This window comes from Janibacter zhangyanbonis (assembly GCF_050507325.1).
Classification (GTDB): Bacteria; Actinomycetota; Actinomycetes; order Actinomycetales; family Dermatophilaceae; genus Janibacter.
In genome coordinates, this window is the sequence record NZ_CP191481.1 from 3,064,889 (window position 1) to 3,089,297 (window position 24,409).

General features: G+C 72.1%; 25 protein-coding genes. 14 read left to right on the forward strand and 11 right to left on the reverse strand.

Annotated features, from left to right (window positions below):
- The 7 genes from ACQBJO_RS15070 to ACQBJO_RS15100 form a co-directional block, all read right to left on the reverse strand.
- Positions 1–1,977 (reverse strand): type II secretion system F family protein, encoded by a 1,977-nt coding sequence (locus ACQBJO_RS15070; protein ID WP_421008855.1) that lies wholly within the window; start codon positions 1,975–1,977, stop codon positions 1–3.
- On the reverse strand, positions 1,974–3,359 hold the full coding sequence (locus ACQBJO_RS15075; RefSeq protein ID WP_421008856.1) for a CpaF family protein: 1,386 nt from the start codon (positions 3,357–3,359) through the stop codon (positions 1,974–1,976). The genes ACQBJO_RS15070 and ACQBJO_RS15075 overlap by 4 nt, the downstream gene beginning before the upstream one ends.
- Positions 3,356–4,519 carry an AAA family ATPase gene (locus tag ACQBJO_RS15080; RefSeq protein ID WP_421008857.1) on the reverse strand — a complete coding sequence of 388 codons (1,164 nt, stop codon included), beginning with the start codon at positions 4,517–4,519 and terminating at the stop codon, positions 3,356–3,358. The genes ACQBJO_RS15075 and ACQBJO_RS15080 overlap by 4 nt, the downstream gene beginning before the upstream one ends.
- Positions 4,516–5,346 carry a Flp pilus assembly protein CpaB gene (gene cpaB / locus ACQBJO_RS15085; RefSeq protein ID WP_421008858.1) on the reverse strand — a complete coding sequence of 277 codons (831 nt, stop codon included), beginning with the start codon at positions 5,344–5,346 and terminating at the stop codon, positions 4,516–4,518. Before cpaB ends, ACQBJO_RS15080 begins: the two co-directional genes overlap by 4 nt.
- 21 nt (positions 5,347–5,367) lie before the next feature.
- Positions 5,368–6,672 carry a TadE/TadG family type IV pilus assembly protein gene (locus ACQBJO_RS15090; RefSeq protein ID WP_421008859.1) on the reverse strand — a complete coding sequence of 435 codons (1,305 nt, stop codon included), beginning with the start codon at positions 6,670–6,672 and terminating at the stop codon, positions 5,368–5,370.
- Entirely contained in the window at positions 6,660–7,070 is a 411-nt protein-coding gene (locus ACQBJO_RS15095; RefSeq protein WP_421008860.1) for a TadE/TadG family type IV pilus assembly protein, read from the reverse strand. Before ACQBJO_RS15095 ends, ACQBJO_RS15090 begins: the two co-directional genes overlap by 13 nt.
- Before the next feature lie 156 nt (positions 7,071–7,226).
- On the reverse strand, positions 7,227–7,418 hold the full coding sequence (locus tag ACQBJO_RS15100; protein WP_421008861.1) for a Flp family type IVb pilin: 192 nt from the start codon (positions 7,416–7,418) through the stop codon (positions 7,227–7,229).
- 388 nt (positions 7,419–7,806) lie between these two features.
- On the opposite strand from ACQBJO_RS15100, the gene ACQBJO_RS15105 reads away from it, so the two are divergent.
- A complete protein-coding gene (locus tag ACQBJO_RS15105) occupies positions 7,807–8,481 on the forward strand; it encodes a prepilin peptidase (RefSeq protein WP_421008862.1) in 675 nt (224 codons plus the stop codon).
- A 1-nt stretch (position 8,482) separates the two neighbouring features.
- Here the strand turns inward: ACQBJO_RS15105 and ACQBJO_RS15110 are convergent, their stop codons facing one another.
- From ACQBJO_RS15110 to ACQBJO_RS15120, 3 genes are all read right to left on the reverse strand, one after another.
- Positions 8,483–9,553 carry an SGNH/GDSL hydrolase family protein gene (locus ACQBJO_RS15110; RefSeq protein WP_421008863.1) on the reverse strand — a complete coding sequence of 357 codons (1,071 nt, stop codon included), beginning with the start codon at positions 9,551–9,553 and terminating at the stop codon, positions 8,483–8,485.
- A 144-nt stretch (positions 9,554–9,697) separates the two neighbouring features.
- Positions 9,698–10,552 carry a transglutaminase-like domain-containing protein gene (locus ACQBJO_RS15115; protein ID WP_421008864.1) on the reverse strand — a complete coding sequence of 285 codons (855 nt, stop codon included), beginning with the start codon at positions 10,550–10,552 and terminating at the stop codon, positions 9,698–9,700.
- A 55-nt stretch (positions 10,553–10,607) separates the two neighbouring features.
- Complete coding sequence (locus tag ACQBJO_RS15120; protein ID WP_084449803.1) at positions 10,608–10,958, reverse strand: ArsR/SmtB family transcription factor; 351 nt, start codon at positions 10,956–10,958, stop codon at positions 10,608–10,610.
- A gap of 83 nt (positions 10,959–11,041) precedes the next feature.
- Between ACQBJO_RS15120 and arsM the strand changes: the two genes are divergently transcribed.
- From arsM to ACQBJO_RS15135, 3 genes are all read left to right on the forward strand, one after another.
- Positions 11,042–11,881 carry an arsenite methyltransferase gene (gene arsM, locus ACQBJO_RS15125; protein WP_421008865.1) on the forward strand — a complete coding sequence of 280 codons (840 nt, stop codon included), beginning with the start codon at positions 11,042–11,044 and terminating at the stop codon, positions 11,879–11,881.
- A gap of 80 nt (positions 11,882–11,961) precedes the next feature.
- Positions 11,962–12,960, forward strand: coding sequence for an ACR3 family arsenite efflux transporter (gene arsB / locus ACQBJO_RS15130; RefSeq protein ID WP_430407184.1), 999 nt, complete (start codon positions 11,962–11,964; stop codon positions 12,958–12,960).
- Positions 12,957–13,349: an arsenate reductase ArsC gene (locus ACQBJO_RS15135; RefSeq protein ID WP_421008866.1), complete on the forward strand. Its 393-nt coding sequence runs from the start codon at positions 12,957–12,959 to the stop codon at positions 13,347–13,349. Before arsB ends, ACQBJO_RS15135 begins: the two co-directional genes overlap by 4 nt.
- Before the next feature lie 30 nt (positions 13,350–13,379).
- On the opposite strand, the gene ACQBJO_RS15140 is transcribed toward ACQBJO_RS15135, so the two are convergent.
- Positions 13,380–13,922 carry a YbaK/EbsC family protein gene (locus ACQBJO_RS15140; protein WP_421008867.1) on the reverse strand — a complete coding sequence of 181 codons (543 nt, stop codon included), beginning with the start codon at positions 13,920–13,922 and terminating at the stop codon, positions 13,380–13,382.
- A 58-nt stretch (positions 13,923–13,980) separates the two neighbouring features.
- On the opposite strand from ACQBJO_RS15140, the gene ACQBJO_RS15145 reads away from it, so the two are divergent.
- The 10 genes from ACQBJO_RS15145 to mdo all read left to right on the forward strand — a co-directional run bounded on the left by ACQBJO_RS15145 (position 13,981) and on the right by mdo (position 24,319).
- Positions 13,981–15,189, forward strand: coding sequence for a transcriptional regulator (locus tag ACQBJO_RS15145; RefSeq protein ID WP_421008868.1), 1,209 nt, complete (start codon positions 13,981–13,983; stop codon positions 15,187–15,189).
- A gap of 17 nt (positions 15,190–15,206) precedes the next feature.
- Positions 15,207–16,865 (forward strand): phosphoglucomutase (alpha-D-glucose-1,6-bisphosphate-dependent), encoded by a 1,659-nt coding sequence (gene pgm / locus ACQBJO_RS15150; protein WP_421008869.1) that lies wholly within the window; start codon positions 15,207–15,209, stop codon positions 16,863–16,865.
- A gap of 115 nt (positions 16,866–16,980) precedes the next feature.
- The gene (gene mftA / locus ACQBJO_RS15155) at positions 16,981–17,088 is read left to right on the forward strand and encodes a mycofactocin precursor MftA (RefSeq protein ID WP_082807721.1); all 108 of its coding nucleotides are present in this window, start codon (positions 16,981–16,983) and stop codon (positions 17,086–17,088) included.
- 85 nt (positions 17,089–17,173) lie between these two features.
- Positions 17,174–17,407, forward strand: coding sequence for a mycofactocin biosynthesis chaperone MftB (gene mftB, locus ACQBJO_RS15160; protein WP_245634791.1), 234 nt, complete (start codon positions 17,174–17,176; stop codon positions 17,405–17,407).
- Between the two features lie 9 nt (positions 17,408–17,416).
- The gene (mftC, locus tag ACQBJO_RS15165) at positions 17,417–18,679 is read left to right on the forward strand and encodes a mycofactocin radical SAM maturase (RefSeq protein ID WP_068328741.1); all 1,263 of its coding nucleotides are present in this window, start codon (positions 17,417–17,419) and stop codon (positions 18,677–18,679) included.
- Between the two features lie 13 nt (positions 18,680–18,692).
- Positions 18,693–19,943 (forward strand): pre-mycofactocin synthase MftD, encoded by a 1,251-nt coding sequence (mftD, locus tag ACQBJO_RS15170; RefSeq protein WP_084449797.1) that lies wholly within the window; start codon positions 18,693–18,695, stop codon positions 19,941–19,943.
- Between the two features lie 5 nt (positions 19,944–19,948).
- Positions 19,949–20,662, forward strand: coding sequence for a mycofactocin biosynthesis peptidyl-dipeptidase MftE (mftE, locus tag ACQBJO_RS15175; protein ID WP_255184519.1), 714 nt, complete (start codon positions 19,949–19,951; stop codon positions 20,660–20,662).
- A complete protein-coding gene (locus ACQBJO_RS15180; protein ID WP_084449795.1) occupies positions 20,659–21,444 on the forward strand; it encodes a mycofactocin-coupled SDR family oxidoreductase in 786 nt (261 codons plus the stop codon). Before mftE ends, ACQBJO_RS15180 begins: the two co-directional genes overlap by 4 nt.
- A complete protein-coding gene (gene mftF / locus ACQBJO_RS15185; RefSeq protein ID WP_421008870.1) occupies positions 21,441–22,826 on the forward strand; it encodes a mycofactocin biosynthesis glycosyltransferase MftF in 1,386 nt (461 codons plus the stop codon). The genes ACQBJO_RS15180 and mftF overlap by 4 nt, the downstream gene beginning before the upstream one ends.
- A gap of 200 nt (positions 22,827–23,026) precedes the next feature.
- Positions 23,027–24,319 carry an NDMA-dependent methanol dehydrogenase gene (mdo, locus tag ACQBJO_RS15190; RefSeq protein ID WP_255184521.1) on the forward strand — a complete coding sequence of 431 codons (1,293 nt, stop codon included), beginning with the start codon at positions 23,027–23,029 and terminating at the stop codon, positions 24,317–24,319.
- Positions 24,320–24,409: the final 90 nt, after the last annotated feature.

Genomic DNA, 24,409 nt, shown 5'->3' on the forward strand with positions numbered 1-24,409 from the left:
TCAGACCTCGATCCGGACGACGCGGCGCATCCAGAAGATGCCGATGACGATGAGGACGACGGCGCCGAAGCTCATGACGACGCCGGGGACGGTCGTCCACAGCAAGGAGATGTAGTCGTAGTTGACGAGCGTCATGTAGAAGAAGACGCCGATCGGCAGGGCGATGAGGATCTGCGCCGACAGCCGCCCCTCGGCCGAGAGGGTCGCGATCTGCTGGAGCAGCATCTGCCGCTCGCGCAGGGTGTGCGCCGTGGTCTCGAGGGTCTCGGCGAGGTTGCCGCCGACCTCGCGCTGGATGCGGATGGCGAGCACGGCCATGTGCATCGAGTCGCTGCCCATGCGGTCGGCCATGTGCTCGAGGGCGTCGGCGATGTCGGTGCCGATGCGGGTCTCGGCGAGGGCCCGGCTGAACTCCTTGTCCACCGGCGCCGCCGCGTCCTGGGCGACGGCGGCGAGCGCCTGCGGCAGGCCGAAGCCGCTCCTGAGCGTCGTCGCGACGAGCACGAGCGCCTGCGGCAGCACCCGCTCGAAGGCCTTGGCTCGGCGCGCGGCGAGGAAGCGCAGCACCTGCCGCGGCAGGAAGAGCCCGAGCGCGAGGCCGACGACGATGCCCAGCAGGGCCGGCCCGGGCACGACGACGAGGCCGAGCACGACGCCGACGACGATGGCGAGGACGGTCAGGACGTACCACTCCCCCGCGCGCAGCGGCAGGTCGGCGCGCTGGATGAGCAGCATCGTGCCCGCCGTCGAGCTGCGCCGGGCCATGCGTCGCTCGCCGAGCTCGACCATCCGCTGGGTGAGCGGGGTCGCCTGCTGGCCGTGGACGTCGGCGCGGCGCTGCATCCCGGGCGCGACGTAGGTGTCGATGGCGGCCAGCCGCCGCTCACGAGGCGTGAGCGTCGGGGTGAGCATCGCGTGCGCCAGCAGGAAGAGCGAGAGCCCGAGGGCCAGCGCCCCGAGCCAGGGCCACGGGGTGGCGGTGAGCGAGAGCCCGCCGACGGGCGCGATCGCCGAGTCGGCGACACCGCGGGTCGGCGCCGGTGCGGGGGCCACGCCGGCGCCGCCGAGGTCGACGGTGCGCTCCACGGCGAAGGGGGTGCCGCCGGCGGTCCCCTCGAGCCGCACCGTGTGCCGGCCGGTCAGCCGGCTCGGTGTCGTGACCTCGAAGTGCGCCTGCGAGCGCAGCGCCCGGGCGGAGGTGCGGAAGGCCGCGCCGACCGAGTCGGCGTCGGCGGCCGAGATGACGGATCCACCTCCGGCAGAAGCGAACCCGCGCAGGGCCGAGGTCGCATCGGGGTCGTCGGTCTTGAACTGGACGACGTCGACGCGGATGCCGCGGGTGCGCACCTCGCGGGTCGCCGTCGCGCGGTGGGCCGCCCGGGCCGTGCTGATCGTGTCGGCGCCGTCGCTGAGAAGCACCATGCTGCGGTCGCCCTGGGTGCCCAGCGCCTTGGCCGCGGCGCTCACGCCGGCGTAGAGACTCGTGTCGCCCCGAGAGACGAGCCCGTCGACGACGCGCTGGACCTTGGCCCGGTCGGCCGTCGGGGCGAGGTCGACGCCGGCGGTGTTGGCGAAGGCCGCCACCCCGACCCGGACGTCGTCGGGCACCTCGGCGAGATAGGTGCGGGTCGCCTGGCGCACCGTCGCCATGCCGTCGGCGCCCATCGACCCGCTCGTGTCGATGACGAGCATCGACGTCCGCTCGCTGCTCGTCGACGACGAGGCGGTCGCCGGGCGCTCCTGCCCGTCGACCTCGGCGCGCAAGCTGTCGGTGTCGACCTGCACGACGTCGGGGCTGCGGAAGGTGAGCACGCCCGTGAGCGAGGAACCGCTGGAGCGGACATCGCTCATCGAGACCGACAGGGCACTGCGGGAGGCGGGGGCCGCCCCCTTCGCCCCGGCCGGAGGCACGACGACGGCCAGCAGCGCGACGACGAGGGCGAGGAGCGCGGCGGCGCGCCCACGGAGGGCGCTCACATCGGGACCCGGGCGAAGAGGTGCATCGGCAGGTCGACCCCGAGGTCGGACAGGTCGGAGGCGAAGGCCGGCCGGATGCCCGTGGGGATCATCGTGCCCAGGTAGCGGCCGTCGTGGTCGCGGCCCGCGGCGTAGTCGAAGGTGAAGAGGTCCTGCAGGGTGATCATCTCGCCCTCCATCCCGATGACCTCGGTGATGGCGACGATGCGGCGGGAGCCGTCCTTGAGCCGGGACTGCTGGACGATGAGGTCGACGGCGCCGGCCACCTGCTCGCGGATCGCGCGCACCGGCAGCTCGATGCCGGCCATGAGCACCATCGTCTCGAGGCGGGCGAGGCTGTCGCGCGGCGAGTTGGCGTGGATCGTCGTCAGGGACCCGTCGTGGCCGGTGTTCATCGCCTGGAGCATGTCGAGCGCGGCGCCGTCGCGGACCTCGCCGACGATGATCCGGTCGGGGCGCATGCGCAGCGAGTTGCGCACGAGGTCGCGGATCGAGATCTCGCCGCGCGCCTCGATGTTGGGCGGGCGCGACTCCATGCGCAGCACGTGCCGCTGGTGCAGCTGCAGCTCGGCGGCGTCCTCGATCGTGACGATGCGCTCCTCCTCGGGGAGGAAGGCGCTGACGACGTTGAGCGTCGTCGTCTTCCCCGAGCCGGTGCCGCCGGAGATGATGATGTTGCGCCGGCCCTCGACGCAGGCGGCAAGGAAGTCGCGCACCGGGCGCGACATCGTGCCCATGGCGATGAGGTCCTCGTCGGTGAAGGGGTCCGCGGCGAACTTGCGGATCGTGAGCATCGACCCGTCGATGGCGACCGGCGGCAGCACCGCGTTGACCCGGGAGCCGTCGGGCAGACGGGCGTCGACCATCGGGCTCGACTCGTCGACACGGCGGCCGACACGGGAGACGATCTTGTCGATCGTGCGCCGCAGGTGGCCGTCGTCGACGAAGCGCGCCGGTGCGGGCTCGATGCGCCCGCCGCGCTCGATGAAGATGTCTTCCGGCCCGTTGACCATGATCTCGGTGACGTCCGGGTCGCGGAGGTAGGGCTCGAGCGGGCCGTGGCCGAGGATGTCGTCGGAGACGTCCTGGGCGATCTTCGTCCGGTCGGCCTGGGTGAGCGGGGTCTCCTCGGAGTCGATGACCGTCTGCAGGGTCGCTCGCACCTGCGCGGCCAGCTCGGCCTCGGTGAGGTTGGGGTCGTAGAGGCGCGGGCCGAGCGACTCGAGGAGCGCCTGGTGGACGCGGCCCTTCACCCCGGCGAAGGGGTCCTCTCGTCGGCGGGCGCCCGGGGACACCCGCGAGCGGGCCTGCTGCTGGGCGGTCGGCGCTGCGGCCTCCCGGGCCTGGCGGACCCGGTCGAGACGGTCGGCGAGGTTGCTCATACCTTGCTCCTGCGTCGTCCGAAGCGCTGCTTGCCGGTCGACTCGACGAGGTCGCCGAAGCGGGCCCGGACCTGGCGGTCGGCGAGCTCGCGCAGGGCCACCGAGGCGGCGTCACGCGGGTCGTGGGAGACGAGCGGCACGCCCTTGTTGGTCGCGGCCGGCACGCTCAGACTGTGCGGGATGCTCACGGCGATCGCCTGCTTGAGCGCGGTCTCGACCTCGTCGGAGTCGAGGCCGACCTTCAGGCCCGAGCGGTTGAGCACGACGACCCGGTTGTCCTTGGACCCGCCGAGGGTGTCGAGGGTGTTCATCGCGACGCGCAGGTTCTTCACCGCCGGGATGTCGAGGGTGGTGATGAGGACGGCGAGGTCGCTGACGTCGAGTGCCGTGAGCACGTGCTCCGTGAAGGCCGGGGGCGTGTCGACGAGGACGTAGTCGTAGTGGGCGCGAGCGGTGCGCAGCAGCTCGAGGACGACGTCAGCGGGGATCCGCTCGGCGTCGCCCGGGTCGCTCGACGGCGCGATGATGTCGAGGCCGGTGGGCTCGTGCCGCACGACGACGGACTCCAGGCCAGCCTGGTCGAGGTGACCGCGCATGGCCACGAGGTCGGTGACCGTGCCCGAAGGGATGAGCTGCAGGCTGATCGCGACGTCACCGAACATCAGGTCGAGGTCGACGAGCAGGGTGCGGGCGCCGCTGGACGCCAGGTGGGCGGCGAGGTTGGTGGAGACGGTCGTCTTGCCGACGCCCCCCTTCGCGCTGAAGACGGTGACGACCTTGCCGCGGGCCACGCGGCCGGTGTCGCCGAGGAGCTGGGCGGCCAGCTGCTCGTTGCGCCGCACCGCGTCGGCGAGAGCCGTCTGGTCGTCGGCCTGGACGACCTCGCGGATGCCGCTGCGCAGGGCCTGGCCCATGACGGTGACGTCGAGGCGGTGGCGCAGGAGCAGCACGCCGACCTCGGGGCGGGCAACGCGCAGGTGCTCGGCGAGCTGGCAGGCGGAGTCGACGGGCACGTCGGGGCCGATGACGACGAGCCGGTGCCGGCCCTCCTCGAGGGCGCGGACGATGCGCGGCCCGTGGGCGTGCACCTCGACGTGGTCGCCGAGGGCGAAGGCATAGGTCGCGTGGGCGCGGGGGTCGAGGTCCCAGAGGATCGTCACGGCTTCACGTCCTTGAGCAGGTCGGACGGCTGCCCGTCGAAGATCGACAGGTCGTTGGCGTCGTCACCCTCGGCGATCTTGGCGTCGGGGCCGCGCAGGCCGGCGTAGAGGGTGTACTGGCTGACGCCGTGGGCGAGCCGGGGCGCGTCGGCGGGGTCGACGGCGACGGTGACGAGGAACTTCACGTCGTTGCTCTGCGAGCCGCTGGCGGTGCTGTCCTCGGAGTCACTGTCGCTCTTGGCGGTGTCGGGCGCGGCGAGGGGGTCGGTGCCCATCGCGATGACCTGGACCTTGGGCAGAAGGACCGTCGTGCCGTGCAGGTCGAGCTCGTTGATCTGCTTCGTCTTGTCGTCGTCACCGACGAGCTTGATCTTGTGCGTCGCATAGATCGCGATCTCGGAGCCGGGGGTGACGAACTCGCCGACGCGCGCCGGGTCGGAGAGCTGGACGGACATCGCGACCTTGCCCGGGGGCACCTCAATCGCCTTCTCCCCCACCGGGGTCGCGCCGAAGCGGGAGGCCATGAGGAACTCGCCCGGCTGCACGTCCGACAGCGCCAGCTGCGCGTTGTTGTCAGGGCCGATCCACTCGATCGCGCCCGCCGGACGGGCCCCCTGGGCGACCTTCGTCCGGCTGACGAGCTCGGTCCGCTCGGCGTCCTTGAGCGTCGTGCCGGCGGGCACGAGCTCGTCGGCGACGTAGACGTAGACCGGCTGCGCGTCGGCCACCGCTCGAGAGTCGGCACCCTTGACGTAGACGAGGATGAGCCCCGCCCCCGCGATGGCGAGGACGACGGCGGCGACGATGGCAATGACGCGACGCTTCATGGTGAGGTGCTTTCTGCTGGGTCAGCCGGCTGGCTTGATGACGTAGGTGCCGAAGTCGTCGGGTCCCCCCGGGGCGCCGACGCTGCTCGGGGTGGCGGAGAGCTCACCGGTGAGGAACCAGCCAGCGATGCACTTGGCGCCGCTGATCCCGCAGGACGTGTGACCGCCGGGGACCAGGCCCCACTTCGTGACTCCGGGGACGTCCATCCCCGACACGTAGAACTTGGCCCAGCCGGCGATGTGGTACCAGACGTTGTTGCCCCCGGCCTGGGGGTTGGTGGGGTTGCACTCGCTGGGTGCTGGCACCGTGGCACCGGGATTGGTCTTCGACCCCTTCACGCAGTCGAAGACCGGGACCTCCACGACGGTGCCGACGAGGTTGCCCAACTCGACGTTGCCGCACGATGCGCTGGCTCCGGGGTCGACCTGCACCCAGTGCTGCTCGTCCGAGACGGTCGCATTGCACGTCTTGGTCACGGTGCCGAGCCAGCCGAAGCCGCCGGGGAAGTCCTTGCCGTTCCACGTGCACTTCGAGTCGGTCTTCTTCGGGTCGTGGAGGACGATGACGATCTCCTTCGACCCGGCCGGCCACGCGGGCTGGCCGGCTCCGCCGTATCCCGGCTTCGCGCCCGAGGGCGCCTCGTCGACGTAGTCGGTCCCGCCATTGGTCTGGTCGCGCCACTCGCAGTCGTTGATCGTCACGGGCAACGACGCGGTGTATCCGCGGGGCACACCCCAGGCAGCGCGGGCGCACGCCGTGGTCCCGGCATCACCGCTCGCGCCGCCGGCCAGCACCCGGGAGAAGGGGAGGAAGAGCTTCGTGCCGCCGTCGGTGGTCTCGGTCGCGGCATAGGTCTCGACATAGGGGATGTTCGCGCCCTCACCCGTCGTGAGCCACTCGGGCAGTGGCGGGCACTCGCGCAGGTCGGTGATCGCTCCGTCACTGGAGCAGGGGTGGGTCGAGAGCGGCCCGACCTGGGTCGCCGTGCCACGCGCGCAGGCACCGTCGGGCGCGTCGTTGCGGGTGTCGTAGCGATGGGCCGCGTCGTGGGCGTTGGCGTCGAGCAGGTCGTCGACCGTGGCGGGGACGCAGGTCGTCTTGACCGCTCCGGAGCCGGCGCACTCCTGCGCGAGGGCGAGCGAGGTGGCGTCGGCCGCATTTTGCACCTGGCGGCGCTCGTAGGTGAGGTTGCCGAGGTCGACGCTCACGGCGAGCAGGCCCATGAAGGCCATGCCGGCGAAGAGGACGGCGACGATCGTCGCCACGGCCCCGCGCTCGGCGGTGGTCCGGTGGCGGCGCGCGCCGGTCGCGGTCAGCCGCCGCATCTCATCACCGCCTCCGCCTTGACCTCGGTGGGCAGGGAGTTCGCGGCGCCACCGGGGACGAGGCTCATCGCGGGCTTGAGGATGATCCAGTCGAAGGGAGCGGTGGCCCGGACCTTCGCGTCGGTGCCCGGGCAGACGCCCGGGGTGGTGGTCACCAGGCCCGCGACGGCCGGGGCCGCGGTCTGCACCCGCTGGATGGTCTCGGCGGAGTCCTCGCTGATGACCATGACCCGGGCTCCCTCACGGACGGCATTGGTCAGCTGGACCTCGGCGAGGAAGTAACGGCCGAAGTCGATGATGCCGCCGAGGACGAGGAGCAGCAGCGGCAGGACGATGGCCATCTCGACCGCGGCGGCGCCGCGGTCACGGGCCGTCCGGAGGCCGGAGGGTGCTCGCATGGTCCACCGCCTCGGTCGTCGGGTTGGGGTCGGTACTGGCTTCGAGACGCTCGTCCCTCGCTCCTCAGCCAGCGGGAGCGGGCAGCCAGCGTTGGGAGGATCCGTGGCGGGGGCGCGGGGGGAGGAAGAGCCCCCGCCACGGAAGTACGCGACCTATCAGGGGGTGACGTCGTCGATCTTGCCGGCGATGTAGGTGAACAGGGCGGACAGGTTCGTGCCCAGCGCGGTGACGGCGACGATGATCGCCAGGGCGATGAGGGCGACCATGAGGCCGTACTCGACGGCGGTCGCTCCCTTCTCCGCCTTGACGGTGAGCAGGGACTGCAGACGGACGTAGAGGTCGAGCATGGGATGTCTCCTTGAGTGAGGGGTCGCCGAGGCACCCGGGCACACGGACATGGCCCGTCGGCAGGGTGGGGCAGGGTGAATGAAGAGGTGCTGCACGGTGACCCGCAAGGACGGGTCACCAGTCCGGGTGAAGGTGCCCGGGGTGCGCCGGATGGCTGTGGAGCCCTGGCGGGAAGCATCCCCCCAGGACCGCGAAACGCACTGCGCGGCAGCGAGATGAAGCGTGGCGTGCTGCCGGTACAACACCTGGCAGGCAGCCCCCCGAAGACGTTGTCGTGGAAGGGCTCATCTCCAGACACCAGGACAGTAAGCCTTTGGTAAGCATTTGACCAGAGGTTGTCCAGTAAAATTTTCACTCACTTCTCGACGGGCCCGTTAGATTGCCTGCGTGCCCGCCACGACCCCCTTCGTCATCGCCACCGTCGGCGCCCTCGTCGGCCTGCTCCTGCAGCTGCGACTGAGGACGCTGGGCTACCGGATGCCCGACGAGATCTCGCTGCCCCGGCCCGCCTCGTGGTGGGTCGTGCCGGTGACCGCGGTCGCGAGCGGCCTCGTCTGGTGGGCGGTCTCGCCAGGCCACCCGTGGCTCGTCCCGGCCGTCTACGTCCTCGCCGTCTGGGTCATGGTCGCCCTCGCCTGGGTCGACCTCGACGTGCACCGCCTGCCCGACCGCATCCAGCTGCCCGCGGCGCCCGCGCTCGTCGTGCTCCTCGCCGGCTGCAGCCTCGCCACGGACACGTGGTCCCCCTTCGTCCGGGCACTCGTCGCCGGGGTGGTCCTCTTCGTCGTCTACCTCGTCCTCGCCCTGATGCCCGGGGGCGGCATCGGCTTCGGCGACGTCAAGCTCGCCGGCCTGCTCGGCATGCTCCTCGGGTGGCTGTCGTGGGCCCAGGTGTGGTGGGCGACGCTCGCGACATTCCTCATCGGTGGGGTCGTCGCGGTGGCGCTGCTTGCGTTGCGGCGCAAGGGTGCTGGCGACGAGTTCGCCTACGGGCCGGCGATGCTGCTCGGCGCCGTGGGCGCGCTCGTCGCACCCGCGGTCATCGCGCTTGTCGCCCGCTGACTCACCGCATCGCGTCGGCGAGTGCCAGCGCGCTCGCACCCCAACCCGCGGCCGTCGGGTGGACGAACTCCTTGAGCTCGCGCCCCGGCGAGAGGACCGGGACGAGCCAGGCATCGCTGTTGTCCGCGACGACGTGCGGGTCGATCCCGTGCGTGTAGCCACCCCAGTCACGCTTGACGTCGACGAAGGTGAACCCACCCCGGCCACCGTTGGCGCGGGACAGCTCCGCCATCGCCGCCCGCTGCAGGGTGTCGCCGCGCAGCTGCATCCGCGAGAGCTCATTCCCTGCGTCATAGGTCGAGCCCAGGCGGAAGTTGTCGGTGTTGATCAGGTGCGGGTAGCCCAGCAGGTAGACGTGCGCGCGACCGCCGGAGCGGTCGTGGACCGCCTGCAGCGTCTCCTTGGTCTCCTGCTTCAGCGACGTCAGCTGGGCGTTCGCCGCGTCGATGCGCGCCTTGCAGCTGCCCGCGGAGCGCAGCACGAGGCAGTCGATGACGATCGAGGTGAAGCGCACGTCGTTGCCGCCCGTCGTGACGAAGACGGCGTCCGTCGAGCGGTCGACCGCGTCGATCTGCGGTGCGGCCTGCAGCTGGCAGCGGACCGCCGCGGTGTAGAGATCGCCGGCCGACGCGCTCGAGCTGACGGTGTAGACGTAGGAGAAGTCCGACTGGGCCGGGGTGCCGCAGAGCTGGTCGGCCTTCGCCTTCGCCAGCCACTGGGCTCGGGCGTCGACCGCGCCCGCCGGGATCCGATAGGTGCGCGTGCGCCACGAGGGAGAGCCGAGATCGCGCGGCTCGAGGATGTCAGCGGTCACACCGCCGCTGCATGCCGCATTGGTGTAGGTCGCGCCCTTGAGCTGGGCGACCCGGGCGCCGTAGTTGTTCGGCGAGCGCCAGCAGGTCTTCTCCACGTAGCTGCCCGCGCCATTGCCCGAGGAGAAGGAGTCGCCGAGCTGGACGAAGTGCTGCGGCGACTCGACCGAGCCGCCGGGGGCGGCGTTCGAGGGGCTCGCTCCGACGGTGGCCACCACGGCGGCGACGGCGGTGACGACGGACAGAGCGCGAACGCGCATGACTTCCTCCCGGGCCGGGCCGGTCGTCGACGACCAGCAGTTACTCGACGGTAACTACGGCTCGGGTGACGTGCATGACGAGGCGCGCGGCGTCTCGGGATGCGGGAAGGTGCGGGTCGGCCCCCTTCGTCCGGGGCCGTGGGATCAGGCCAGGCGCACGAGCGCGGAGGGGTCCTCCTGCGGGAGCCGGCCCTCGGTGAGCGTGGCGGTGACGACCTGACGGTTGAAGGTCGTGCGGCCACCGCGCGTGGTGAGGAAGGCGGTGTCGGCCGCGTCGCGGCCGGTGGCGATGCGGACCATCGCCTCGCGGGGGGCCAGTCGGGTCGCGTCGACGATGTGCCACGCGTCGTCGACCCAGGCCTCGGCCACGGCGTGGAAGTCCATCGGCTGCAGACCCGGCGCATAGACCGAGACGAGCCGCGCGGGGGTGCCCAGCGCCCGCAGCAGCGCGACGACGACGTGCGCGAAGTCGCGGCACACGCCCGAGGCCTGGAGGATCGAGTCGACGGCACCGTCGGTGCCCCGGCTCGACCCGGAGATGTAGGCCATGTGCGTGTTGACCCACTCGCCGACGGCATTGACCCGCTCGATCCCGGACTGGCTCGGGAAGAGCCGAGCAGCCATGGGGGCCAGTCGATCCGACTCGGCGTAGCGGCTCGGACGGGTGAAGACCCAGCGGTCGAAGTCGATCTCACGCCCCACCTGGTCACCGGTCGGCCTGGTGATGTCGACAACCGCGCGATAGGTCACCTCGAGCCAGCCGTCGCCCACCTCGTCGACGACGTGCAGCCGAGTGCCGTGGTTGCCGGCAAGCTCTCGCGCCTCGACCTGCTTGCCACCCGCGTGGATGAGGATCTCCTCCTCGAGGATGTCGTGCGCAGTGGACACGGCGAAGGAGAGGAGCGCCTCGCGGACTCCGGTCGTGCCGTAGGCGAACTTCGTCCCCACGGTGGCGGTGAGCGGCGTGGGGTCGGCGTCGACGATCGCGAGGTCGGTCATGGACCCATGGGACCGCGCCGGGGCGGCTGGCGTCAAAGCGAAGGGGGCGGGGGGCTCAGCCGGCAGGGGCGACCGCGAGCAGGGTCGACAGGGCGCCGAGGGCCTCGGGGTTGATCCAGTAGTAGACGAAGGTGCCGCGGCGCTCGCAGTCGACGAGCCCGGCCTCGCGCAGCAGCTTGAGGTGGTGCGAGATCGTGCCCGACGACAGGTCGAAGGCCGGGGTGATCTCGCAGACGCACAGCTCGGGCTGCGCGGCGATCATCGAGACCATGCGCAGCCGGACCGGGTCGCCGAGCGCCTTGAAGACCGGCGCCAGACGGGCCGCGTCGGCCTCGGTGACGGGCGAGGTCGCCAGCCCGCAGCAGGTCACGGCCTGCTCACCGGGGACCGACTCGAGGATGCTCATCGCCCTATCTTGACATGTCTCAAATCAACGGACCATGCTGGCCGCAGCAGTTGATTCGACATCCATCGAAGCAGGAGCTTCTCGTGATCCCCACGACCCCCACCCGCGACGCCGTGCGCGAGCGCTATGCCGCTGCCGCCCGGTCCCACCTCACGGGAGACGCCAGCCCGTGCTGCAGCGGGTCCAGCCCCGGGGGCGAACCCGACCCGATCACCGTCGGTCTCTACGAGGGGACGGACTCCCCTTCGGACGCGGCACTCGCAGCCTCGCTCGGGTGCGGCAACCCGACGGCCCTCGCCGACCTCTCCCCCGGCGAGGACGTCCTCGACCTGGGCTCCGGCGGCGGTCTCGACGTGCTGCTCTCCGCGCGCCGCGTCGGCCCCACCGGCACCGCGACCGGGCTCGACATGACTGACGAGATGCTCGAGCTCGCCCGCCGCAACCAGGCCGAGGCCGGCGTGACCAATGCGCGCTTCGTCCGTGGCCGGATCGAGGCCATCCCGCTCGATGACGCGAGCGTCGACGTCGTCATCTCCAACTGCGTCATCAACCTCAGCGCGGACAAGGACGCCGTGATCGGTGAGGCGCACCGCGTGCTGCGGCCGGGCGGACGCTTCGCCGTCGCCGACGTCGTCCTCCTCCGCGGGATCCCCGATGCGCTGCGCGGCATCGTCGGTCTGTGGACCGGCTGCATCTCCGGAGCCCTGCTCGACACCGACTACGTCGAGCGGCTCACGGCGGTGGGCTTCACCGACGCCTCCGTGGAGATCACGCGCACCTACGGCCGCGACGACCTGCACCGCCTGTCCGGCCTCGTGGGCGACCAGCTGCCGCACGGCTGGACGCTCGAGCAGGTCGTCGACGCCCTCGACGGGTCCTTCGCCAGCGCCTTCGTCCGCGCGAGCAAGGCCGCCCCGCAGTGAGCGTCGACACCGCACCAGCGCAGGCGCCCGCCCGCCTGTCGACCCTCGACCGGTGGCTGCCGGCGTGGATCGGGCTGGCCATGGTCGCCGGACTCCTCCTCGGCCGGCTCGTCCCCGGCCTCGGTGACCTGCTGAGCGCCATCGAGGTCGACGGGATCTCACTGCCGATCGCCCTCGGCCTGCTCGTGATGATGTACCCGGTGCTGGCCAAGGTCCGCTACGACCGGCTCGACACCGTGACGAGCGACCGGCGGCTGCTCGGGTCCTCGCTGCTGCTCAACTGGGTCGTCGGGCCGGCGCTGATGTTCGCCCTCGCCTGGCTGCTCCTCCCCGACCTGCCGGAGTACCGCACCGGCCTGATCATCGTCGGGCTCGCCCGCTGCATCGCCATGGTCATCATCTGGAACGACCTGGCCTGCGGCGACCGCGACGCCGCCGCCGTCCTCGTGGCGCTCAACTCGCTCTTCCAGGTCGTCGCCTTCGCCGGGCTCGGCTGGTTCTACCTGTCGGTCCTACCCGGCTGGCTCGGCCTCGAGCAGGCCGACCTCGACGTCTCCGCCTGGCAGATCGCGAAGTCCGTGATGATCTTCCTCGGCATCCCCCTGCTCGCCGGTTACCTCTCCCGACGCATCGGCGAGCGCCGTTGGGGGAGAAGGGAGTACGAGCAGACCTTCCTGCCGAAGGTCGGGCCGTGGGCCCTCTACGGGTTGCTCTTCACGATCGTCGTCCTCTTCGCCCTGCAGGGTGAGGCGATCACCTCACGGCCCCTAGACGTCGCCCGGATCGCGCTGCCGCTGCTCGCCTACTTCGCCCTCATGTGGGGCGCGGGCTATCTGCTCGGGCGGGCGCTCGGCATGGGCTACGAGCGCACGACGACGCTCGCCTTCACCGCGGCGGGCAACAACTTCGAGCTGGCCATCGCCGTCGCCATCGCGACCTTCGGCGCGACGAGCGGCCAGGCCCTCGCCGGCGTCGTCGGCCCGCTCATCGAGGTCCCCGTCCTCGTCGGCCTCGTCTACGTCAGCCTCGCCCTGCGCCGACGTCTCCCCTCCCCTTCGTCCCTGCAGGAGTCCCGATGACCGCCTCCGTCCTCTATGTCTGCGTGCACAACGCCGGCCGCTCGCAGATGGCCGCGGCCTACACACGGGCCCTGTCCGGAGGTGCCGTCGAGGTGCGCTCCGCCGGCTCCGCGCCCGCCGACTCGATCAACCCCGCCGTCCACGCAGCGATGCTCGAGGAGGGCATCGACCTGTCCACCGAGCGGCCCAAGGTGCTGACCACCGACGCCGTGCAGGCCAGCGACGTCGTCATCACGATGGGGTGCGGCGACGCCTGCCCGATCTTCCCCGGCAAGCGCTACGAGGACTGGCAGCTCGACGACCCCGCCGGGCAGGGCGTCGAGGCGGTGCGGCCGATCCGCGACGAGATCAAGGGCCGGGTACGGGAGCTGCTCGAGTCGCTCGGGTAGGTGGCTTCGAGGCTCGCTGGCGCTCGCACCTCAGCCAGCGGGGGCGGGCAGCGCCAGGGCGAGGACCTCCGCGGTCGGCAGCGCCGCGAGCTCGGCGGCGTCGACGAGCAGCTTGGAGCCGCGCACCCCCGACCCGATGACGACCTCGCCGGCAGCGACGACCGCCTCGTCGACGAGTACCGGCCACGCCTCGGGCAGCCCCACGGGGGTGATGCCGCCGTACTCCATGCCGGTGATCTCCACCGCCTCGCCCATCGGGGCGAAGGAGATCTTGCGCGCGTCGACGTGCCGGCGCACGACGCCGTTGATGTCCGCCCGGTCCGTCGCGAGGACGAGGACGGCGGCGTGCCGGGTCTCCCCTCCCCTTCGGCCCGCGACGACGACGCAGTTGGCGGACAACTGCGGCGGCGACGCATAGGCCTCGCAGAAGGCGGCGGTGTCCGCCAGCTCGGGGTCGATCTCGGCCACGCGGGCCGAGGGGACCGCCGCGATCGCGGCGGCGACGGGGGCGGCGAGCAGGTCGGGCCGCTCGGCCGCCGGGGTCCACATCAGGGTGCCGGCTGCGGTGCTCATCCCTCGACCCTAGGCCCCGCTCCGGCCTACGCTGACGGGGACCACGAGGAGGTGGCCGATGGTGGAGTCCAGTCGACGGCGCACGCTGGAGCGCGCCTGGGAGCACTGGCGCGAGGGCAGCGCGCCCGAGCAGGTGCGCCCCGAGATCCTGTCGTCGTGGCGCCGGTCCGCGGAGCACCTGCCTGCGACCGTCGAGGCCGCTCCGCTGGCGGACGAAGGGGAGACCGCCAGCCTCTTCGCGGAGTCACCGCTGTCGGCCGCGGTCGCCCGGCTCGAGGGCGCGCTGCGCTCCGCTGCCGAGGACGGCGACCTCGTCGTCGCGGTCACCGACCCCCAGACCCGGATTCTGTGGACCTATGGCGGGCGGGTCATGCGCAGCGCCGCCGAGCAGGTCAACTTCGTCGCCGGCGGCCGGTGGGACGAGGGCAGCGTCGGGACCAATGCGCTCAACCTCGCGCTGCGCACCGACTCCGTCTCGACGGTCTTCGCCGCCGAGCACTACGCCCCGATCGTGCACAGCTGGGTCTGCTGGGCCGCGCCCGTGCACGACCCGGTGACCGGCGCCCAGCTCGGGGTCCTCGACCTGTCGACGACGTGGGACCGCAGCCACCCGATCGGCGCCGCGACCGCGCAGGCGCTCGCCCGGCTGCTCGAGACCGCGATCCCCGCCTCGTCCCTCGCCTCGACGCTGACCGTGCCCGCGCACCAGGGGCTGCACCTGCGGTTGCTCGGCGCGAGCGAGGTCCACCTCGACGGATCGCGCCTGCTGCTCACCCGCCGCCAGGTCGAGATCCTCGCGATCCTCGCGCTGCACCCCGACGGGCTCTCGCTCGGCGAGCTGCACGCCCACCTCTACGGCGACGAGCGGGTGTCGACGAGCACCCTGAAGTCCGAGGTCAGCCAGCTGCGCTCCGCCCTCGGCGGCCGCCTGGCCTCCCGGCCCTATCGGCTCGACCTGCCCGTGACGAGCGATGTCGACGCGGTGCGAGCGGCGGTGCGTCGCAGCGATGCCCGCGCCGCCGTCGACGCCTACGGCGGCGACCTCGTCCCCGGGACCAGCTCGCCGCTGCTCACCGAGACCGCCGACTACCTCGCCGTCGCCGTCCGCGAGTGCCTGCTCACCGACCCCGATCCCTCGGCCGTGCTCGCCTACAGCGAGGTCGTCGCCGACGCCGAGGTGCTCCAGCGGGCGCTCGACGAGCTCGGCGAGGCCCGCCACCCGGCCACGGCGCCGCTCACCGCGCGGTTGGCGGCGGTGCTGCGGTAGGGCGGTAGCGTCGGGCCATGAGCGCAGCCGCCGACCGAGCGGGCCAGCCCGCACTGCCCGAGGACCTCATCGACGTCAGCCACGTCGTCACCGCCTACTACGCCGTGCAGCCCGACCCTGAGGACGTCGACCAGCAGGTCGCCTTCGGCACGAGCGGGCACCGGGGCTCCTCGCTGACCGCGTCCTTCAACGAAGCCCACATCCTCGCCACCACCCAGGCGATCGTCGACCACCGCCGCGCAGCCGGCATCGACGGCCCGCTCTTCCTCGGCCGCGACACCCACGCCCTCTCCGAGCCGGCGTGGACCACCGCCCTCGAGGTCCTCGTCGCCGGCGGCGTCACCGTCCTCGTCGACTCCCGCGACGGCTACACCCCGACCCCGGCGATCTCGCACGCGATCCTCACCGCCAACCGGGGCAAGGACCTCACGGCGAAGGGGGGCGGCCTCGCCGACGGCATCGTCGTCACCCCTTCGCACAACCCCCCGAGCGACGGCGGCTTCAAGTACAACCCGCCGCACGGTGGCCCCGCCGACACCGACGTCACAAGCGCCATCGCCGACGCGGCCAACGCGCACCTGCGTGACGGCCTGCGGCAGGTGCGGCGGACCCCCTTCGCCCGGGCCCGGGCCGCCGCGACCGATCACGACTACCTCGCCGCCTATGTCACCGATCTGCCGAGCGTCGTTGACCTGCAACGGATCCGGGACGCCGGCGTGCGGATCGGCGCCGACCCGATGGGCGGCGCGGCCGTGCACTACTGGGGCGAGATCGGCGAGCGCCACGGCCTCGACCTGACGGTGGTCAACCCGCTCGTCGACCCGACGTGGCGCTTCATGACCCTCGACAAGGACGGCAGGATCCGGATGGACTGCAGCTCCCCTGCGGCCATGGCCAGCCTTGTCGCTCAACGGGATCGGTACGACATCGCGACCGGCAACGACGCGGACTCCGACCGGCACGGCATCGTCACCCCCGACGTCGGGCTGATGAACCCCAACCACTACCTCGCGGTGGCGATCCAGTACCTGCACGGCGGGGCGCGGCCGGGCTGGTCGAGCCGGCGGATCGGCAAGACGCTCGTGTCGAGCTCGATGATCGACCGCGTCGCCGCGGACCTCGGGATGGACCTGTGGGAGGTGCCGGTCGGCTTCAAGTGGTTCGTCCCCGGGCTGCTCGACGGGTCGGTCGGCTTCGGTGGCGAGGAGTCGGCGGGGGCGAGCTTCCTGCGGCACGACGGGTCGGTGTGGACGGCCGACAAGGACGGGATCATCCTCGCGCTGCTCGCCTCCGAGATCCTCGCGACCACCGGTCGCTCTCCCAGCGAGCACTACGCCGACCTCGTCGCGCGGCACGGCGAGCCCGCCTACGCCCGCGTCGACGCGCCCGCGACCCGTGAGCAGAAGGCTGCCCTCAAGGCCCTCACCCCGGCCGCTGTCTCCGCGGACTCCCTTGCAGGAGAGGCGATCACGGCCAAGGTCACCGAGGCCCCCGGCAACGGCGCGGCCATCGGTGGGCTCAAGGTCACCACCGAGTCGGCGTGGTGCGCCGCCCGCCCGTCGGGCACCGAGGACGTCTACAAGATCTACGCCGAGTCCTTCCGCGGGCCCGAGCACCTGGCGCAGGTGCAGGCGGACGCCAGGGCCATCGTGGACGCGGCACTGGGCGGCGCCTGACCACCCGCCTGACCGACCCGGGCAGGCCACGGACTACCCGTTAGGGCAGTTACGGCCGTCCTCTCACGTCACTAACTTGGGCCGAACCAGACAGCGACGTCGGAAGGACAACACCATGGCAGACGAGCAGCACGACGGTCTCGAGCAAGACGCTCAGGTCGACGCAGTCGCCGATGACCTCGTGGAAGAGGTCTCCATCGACGGCATGTGCGGCGTCTACTGATCCGCGCCTCGACCAGAGATCGATGATCGCGATGAACGCGGAAACGCCACGGATGCTGATGCGGCCCTGGGAGCTGTCGGCATCCGTGGCGCTTCGCCCCGAACCCTTCGGGGCCCTGGCCTACAACTTCCACAACCGCAAGCTGTCCTTCCTCAAGCGACCGGAGCTCGTCCGCGTCGTGGAGCACCTCGCCGACCACCCGGACGTGCAGAGCACCCTGGTCGCCGAGGGCATCCCGCAGGAGCAGCACGACGGGTACCTGCGTGCGCTGCAGGGTCTTGCCGCCAACGGCATGATCCGCCCACGCACCGACTCCTGAGGAGCCAGCATGACCCTCACCACCGACCGACCCGCGGCCCGGCAGGCACCAGCCCGCCCCGAGGGCGGCACCCTCGTCGAGCAGTTCGAGTTCGGCCTCGACGCCCCGATCTGCCTGACCTGGGAGCTGACCTACGCCTGCAACCTCGAGTGCGCCCACTGCCTCTCCAGCTCGGGTCGGCGAGACCCGCGCGAGTTGAGCACCGAGCAGTGCAAGGCCGTCATCGACGAGTTGCAGCGGATGCAGGTCTTCTACGTCAACATCGGCGGTGGTGAGCCGACGATCCGCCCCGACTTCTGGGAGCTGCTCGAGTACGCGGTCGCCCACGACGTGGGCGTGAAGTTCTCGACGAACGGCGCCCGGATCACCCCCGAGCGCGCGGCCTTCCTCGCCGCGACCGACTACGTCGACGTACAGATCTCCCTCGACGGCGCGACCGCCGAGGTCAACGACTACGTCCGCGGCCCCGGCTCCTACGACATGGCGCTGCGTGCCCTCGACAACCTGCAGGCCGCCGGGTTCGGTGACGCCAAGATCTCCGTCGTCTGCACCCGACAGAACATCAGCCAGCTCGACGACTTCAAGGCCATCGCCGACCGCTACGGCGCCACGCTGCGCCTGACCCGGCTGCGTCCCTCGGGCCGCGGCGCCGACGTGTGGGACGAACTGCACCCGTTGCCGGAGCAGCAGCGGGTGCTCTACGACTGGCTCATGGCTCACGGAGAGGACGTGCTCACCGGCGACTCCTTCTTCCACCTTGCGGCCTTCGGCGAGTCCCTGCCCGGGCTCAACCTCTGCGGCGCCGGCCGCGTCGTCTGCCTCATCGACCCCGTCGGTGACGTCTACGCGTGCCCCTTCGCGATCCACGACCAGTTCCACGCCGGGAACCTGCTCACCGACGGCGGCTTCGGCGGGGTGTGGCGCGACTCCGAGCTCTTCCGCGAGCTGCGCTCCCCTCAGACCGGTGGCGCCTGCTCGAAGTGCGCCCACTTCGACAGCTGCCGCGGCGGCTGCATGGCCGCGAAGTTCTTCACCGGCCTGCCGCTCGACGGCCCCGACCCGGAGTGCGTCCAGGGCTACGGCGAGTCCGCCCTCTCGGGCGAGCGCACCGTGCCCGCCGCCAGCCAGGACCACTCCAAGGCCAACCCCACCCGCAACGAGCCCGTGATGCTCAAGCTCATGCGCCGCCGGCCCGAAGGGGAGACCGCTGCCCCGCCGCGTCCGGTCTCGCCGTGCGCCGAGAGCCCGCTCGCTGGCTTCGACCCTCGATGACGAGGACGAGACGATGAACAAGCCCGAGTGGCTCACCAACCCCTGGAAGCAGAACCCCTGGTTCGAGTCCGTCGCCGTCGCCCAGGAGCGCGCCCGCAAAAAGCTGCCCGCTCCCGTCTACGGCGCACTCGTCGCCGGGTCGGAGCGCGGCCAGAGTCGCGACGACAACCAGAGCGCCTTCGCCGAGATCGGCTTGGCTCCGCACGTCGTCGGCCAGCAGCCCGAGCGTGACCAGTCGACGACCGTCTTCGGCCAGCAGATCGGCTCGCCGGTCATCATCAGCCCCACCGGCGTCCAGGCGGTCCACCCCGACGGCGAGGTCGCCGTCGCCCGGGCCGCCGCGGCCCGCGGCACGATCATGGGCCTGTCCAACTTCGCCTCGAAGTCCGTCGAGGAGGTCTGCGACACCGGAGCGACGACCTTCTTCCAGATGTACTGGACCGGCGACCGCGACACGATGATCCAGCGGATGACCCGCGCCCACGAGGCCGGCGCCAAGGGCCTCATCGCCACCCTCGACTGGTCCTTCTCCATCGGCCGTGACTGGGGCAGCCCGGAGATCCCCGAGAAGGTCGACCTCAAGGCGATGATCCGGCTCGCCCCGCAGGTCGCGACGAAGCCTCGCTGGCTCGTCGACTTCGGCCGCCAGTTCATCGACACCGGCAAGCTGCCCGACCTCACCGCGCCCAACCTCACCCCGCCCGGAGGGGAGGCGCCGACCTTCTTCGGTGCCTACTACGAGTGGATGACCACGCCGCCGCCCTCCTGGCAGGACGTCGCGTGGATGCGGGAGCAGTGGTCGCAGATCAGCGGCACCCCCTTCGTCCTCAAGGGCGTCTCCCGCGTCGACGACGCACTGCGCGCGGTCGACGTCGGTGTCGCCGGCATCTCGGTGTCCAACCACGGAGGCAACAACCTCGACGGCACCCCCGCCGCGATCCGCATGGTCCACCCGATCTCACAGCGGGTTGGCCACCAGGTCGACGTCGTCATGGACGGCGGCATCCGCCGCGGCTCCGACGTCGTCAAGGCCCTCGCCCTCGGCGCCAAGGCCGTCCTCATCGGCCGGGCCTACCTCTGGGGGCTCGCCGCCAACGGCCAGGCCGGGGTGGAAAACGTCCTCGACCTGCTCAACGGCGGCGTCGACTCCGCGCTGCGCGGCCTCGCCCTCTCCTCCGTCGCCGAGCTGGGCCCCGAGCACCTGCTCGTCCCCGAGGGTTTCCACCGCGAGCTCGGTGTGCCCGCGGCCGCGACGACGCGCTGACGGGCATGCCCTCCCCCGACCGGCCGCGCGAGCTGGCCCACCTTGCCTCCGCGGAGGCCGAAGGGGTGGACCTCCTCGTCGTGCCGGTCGGGTCGCTCGAGCAGCACGGCCCGCACCTGCCGCTCGACACCGACGCGCTCATCGCCACCGCCGTCGCCCAGGGCGTGGCCGAGCGGCTCACCGCCGCGGGGACGACGGCGTGGGTCGCGCCCGTCGTCGCGCTCGGGTCGAGCGGCGAGCACCAGCACTTCCCCGGGACCATCTCGATCGGCACCGAAGTCCTGCGCCAGGTCGTCGTCGAGCTCGTCCGCTCGGCCCGCACCTGGGCCCCACGGGTGCTGCTCGTCAACGGGCACGGCGGCAACAGCCAGGCGCTGACCGCCGCCGTGGGGCAGCTCGTCGACGAGGGCCACGACGTCGACTGGGCCGCGTGCGCCACCGAGAGCGTGGACCTGCACGCCGGGCGGACCGAGACCTCGCTTCTGCTCCACCTGCGCCCCGAGTCCGTCCGTCTCGACCGCGCCGAGCCCGGCGACTGCCGGCCCCTCGCCGAGATCCTGCCCGCGATGATGTCCGGCGGGGTCATCGCCGTCTCGCCCAACGGCGTGCTCGGCGACCCGACCGGAGCGAGCGCCGCCGAGGGTAATTCGGTCCTCACCGCGATGGTCGACGACGTCGTCGAGCAGGCCCTGGAGCCCACGGTGGAACCGTCGTCATGAACCGGGTCGCGCTCGTCACCGGGGCCGCCCGCGGCATGGGGGCGGCGACCGCCCTTCGTCTCGCGGAGGAGGGCTACGACGTCCTCGCGCTCGACGCGTGCGCCGGCCCCACCGCCCACCCCTACCCGATGCCGACGGTCGACGACCTCGAGTCGGTCGCCGCCGACCCGCGAGCCGGCGGCCGGGTCGTCACCCGGGTCGCCGACGTGCGCGACCCCGCGGCCGTGGCCGACGCGGTCGTCGACGCCGTCGAGCGGTGGGGGCGGCTCGACGCCGCGGTCGCCGCCGCCGGGATCGTCGCCGGAGGCCAACCCCTCTGGGAGACACCGACCGACCAGCTCGACCTGCTCTGGCAGGTCGACGCGCTCGGCGTCTGGCACACCGCGGCCGCCGCCGTCCCCGCGATGCTCGCTGGGCCGGACCCCTCGGGCGGCCGGTTCGTCGCCATCGCCTCCGCGGCCGGAGGGCGCGGCCTCTTCCACCTCGCCGCCTACAACGCCGCCAAGCACGCCGTCGTCGGCATGGTGCGCGGGCTCGCCGCCGACCTCGTCGGCACCGGCGTCACCGCCGTCGCCGTGAGCCCCGGCGGCACCGACACCCCGATGCTCGCGGCGACGGCCGCCCTCTACGGCACGACGAGCGAGCACCTCGCCGAGCACCAGCTGCTCCGCCGCCCCCTCGACCCCGACGAGATCGCCGCCACCGTGAGCCTGTGCTGCTCCCCCGCCGGAGCCGCGCTCAACGGCGGCGTCGTCGCCGCCGACGGGGGGTTCAGCGGATGACCGCCCGGTTTGCCCCCGGCTACGAGGCCCGGATCCGCCACGACGTGCGGGCCTACGACGACGGCCTGCTCGTCGGCGGCTCCCCGCTGCGGGCCGTGCGCCTGGGCGCCGCCGCCCGCGAGCGCGTCGTCGACGGTCGCCTCGTCGTGCGCGGCCCCGCCGACGAGCCCCTCGTCGCCCGCCTCGTCGACGGCAACCTCGCCGACCCCGTGCTCCACGGCGCCGGCCCCGACCCGTCGGAGATCACCGTCGTCATCCCGATCCGCGACCGGCCCGAGCAGCTCGCACGAGCCCTCGACGCCCTCGACGGGTTGCGCTGCATCGTCGTCGACGATGCATCGCACGACCCCGACGCGGTCGCCCGGGTCGCCGCCGACCACGGCGCGCGGGTCATCTCCCTGCCCGTCAACCTCGGCCCCGCCGGGGCCCGCAACGCCGGCGTTCTCGCGGTGGAGACCCCCTTCGTCGCGCTCGTCGACTCCGACGTCCAGGCCGACGCTGCGATGCTGCGCCGGCTGGCCCGACACTTCGCCGACGACCAGGTAGCGCTCGTCGGGCCCCTCGTGCGCAGCCGGGCCCGCGCCGACGACCCCGCGTGGTTCGAGCGCTACGACGAGCAGGTCTCCTCGCTCGCCCTCGGACGCCGCGCCTGCTCCGTACGGCCGGGAGCCGCCGTCGGGTGGCTGCCCAGCGCCTGCCTCGTGGCACGCGTCGAGCGGCTGCGCGCCGCCGGCGGCTTCGCCGAGGACATGCGCGTCGGCGAGGACGTCGACCTCGTCTGGCGGCTCGTCGACGCCGGCCAGACCGTGCGCTACGACCCCGACGAGATCGCCTGGCACGACACCCGCGCCACCGTCGGCGGCTGGCTCGGCCGCAAGTTCCTCTACGGCACCGGCGGCGCCGGCCTCGCCGCCCGCCACGGGCGCAAGGGCGCCCCCGCCGTCATGTCCGCGACGATGGCCGTCACCGCCGCGGCCGTGCTCGCCCGCCGCCGCTGGTCGCTGCCCGTGGCCGGCTTCGGCCTGCTCTGGGGCGTGCGCTCGCTCGACCGACGACTGCCCGAGGGGCCGCAGCGGCGCGAGCTCGCCGTGCGCCTCGGCGCCCAGGGCCTGGGCTGGGCCGTCCGGCAGGAGACCGCGCTGCTGCTGCGCCACTGGTGGCCGCTCGCCGCCGTCGCCGCGACCCGCAGCAGCACCGTGCGTCGAGCCCTCGTCACCTCGCTGCTCGTCGACGTCGTCGTCGCCCGGACCGACCACCCCGAGGCGACCTACGACCCGATCAGCCGCCGCCTCGACGACCTCGCCTACGGCGCCGGCCTCTGGGTCGGCGCCGCGCGAGCCCGGTCCCTCGGAGCCCTCCTGCCCCGCCGTCCCGGCGGCTGACGGCGGCCCTCCCTTCGCCCCACGAGCCGAGCCGGCACCGCGGGGCGATGACCCACGTCCGGGCGCTCTGCAGGGCCCTGCCCGATCGGGCAGGTGGGTACCTGCCACGGGGGTGGGGATCTGGACTCTGGACTGTCCGGCCGGTGCACCGCCGCCCTAGGTTCCGAGAGCAACCCACCCCCGGTCAAAGGAGACCCGCCATGCAGGTTGATGATCTGCTCAAGCCATTCCCGATCAAGGAGTTCCACCCCTTCCCGCGCGCCATGATGGGTCCCGGCGCCTGGGAGATGATCGGTCCGGAGGCCCTCAAGCTCGGCTTCCGCAAGACGCTCGTCATGACGACCGGCCTGCGCGGCACGGACATCGTCAAGAACATCGTCGAGTCGATGAGGTACCACGGCCTCGAGGTCGTCGTCTACGACAAGGTCGAGTCCAACCCCAAGGACTACAACGTCATGGACTCCGTGGCGCTGTACCAGGAAAACGCCTGCGACTCCTTCGTCTCCATCGGCGGCGGCTCCGCGCACGACGCCTGCAAGGGCGCGCGCATCTCCGTCGCGCACGACGGTCGCAATGTCAACGAGTTCGAGGGCTTCAACATGTCCGAGAACCCGAAGAACCCGCCGCACATCGCGGTCTCCACCACGGCCGGCACCGGCTCCGAGACCTCGTGGGCCTACGTCATCACCGACACGACGACCGACCCGGACAACCCCCACAAGTACGTCGCCTTCGACGACGCGTCCGTCGCCAGCCTCGCCGTCGACGACCCGGTGCTCTACTACGACTGCCCGATCGACTACACCGCCCAGTGCGGGTTCGACGTCCTCGCGCACGCCTCCGAGCCCTACGTCTCGCGGCTGAACTTCGAGCCCTCGCTCGGCAACGCGATCCGCGCCATCAAGCTCACCTCCGAGAACCTGCGCGAGGCGGTCTGGAACGGTCAGGACCTCAAGGGCCGCGAGGGCATGATGTACGCCCAGTACATCGCCGCCCAGGCCTTCAACTCCGGTGGCCTCGGCATCATCCACTCGATCAGCCACGCGGTGAGCGCCTTCTACGACACGCACCACGGGCTCAACAACGCCATCGCCCTGCCGCGCGTGTGGGCCTTCAACATGCCCGCCTGCTACGGCCGCTTCGCCGACATCGCGGAGGCCATGGGCATCGACACCCACGGCATGACCAAGGTGCAGGCCGCCGACGCCGCGCTCGAGGCGTCGATCCGGCTGCTGCGCGACGTGGGCATCCCCGAGCGCTTCGTCGACGTCACCCAGGACAGCTACTCCAAGAACCGCCTGGGCACCGGGCCGACGGAGTACTACAAGAACTCCCCGGAGATCAAGGGTGACGCCGCGGACGTCGACCGCATCACCAACCACGTCCTCGGCGACGCCTGCACCCCGGGCAACGCCAAGGAGTGCACCTTCGAGACCGTGCGCCCCGTCGTCGAGCACTGCATGACCGGTGACCTCGACGACCTCATCAGCTGACGCACCTCACCAAGCCGCGGCGGTCCCCCTTCGTCCCCACCGGGTAGGAGGACGAAGGGGGACCGCCGCACCCCCGGACGAACCACCGAC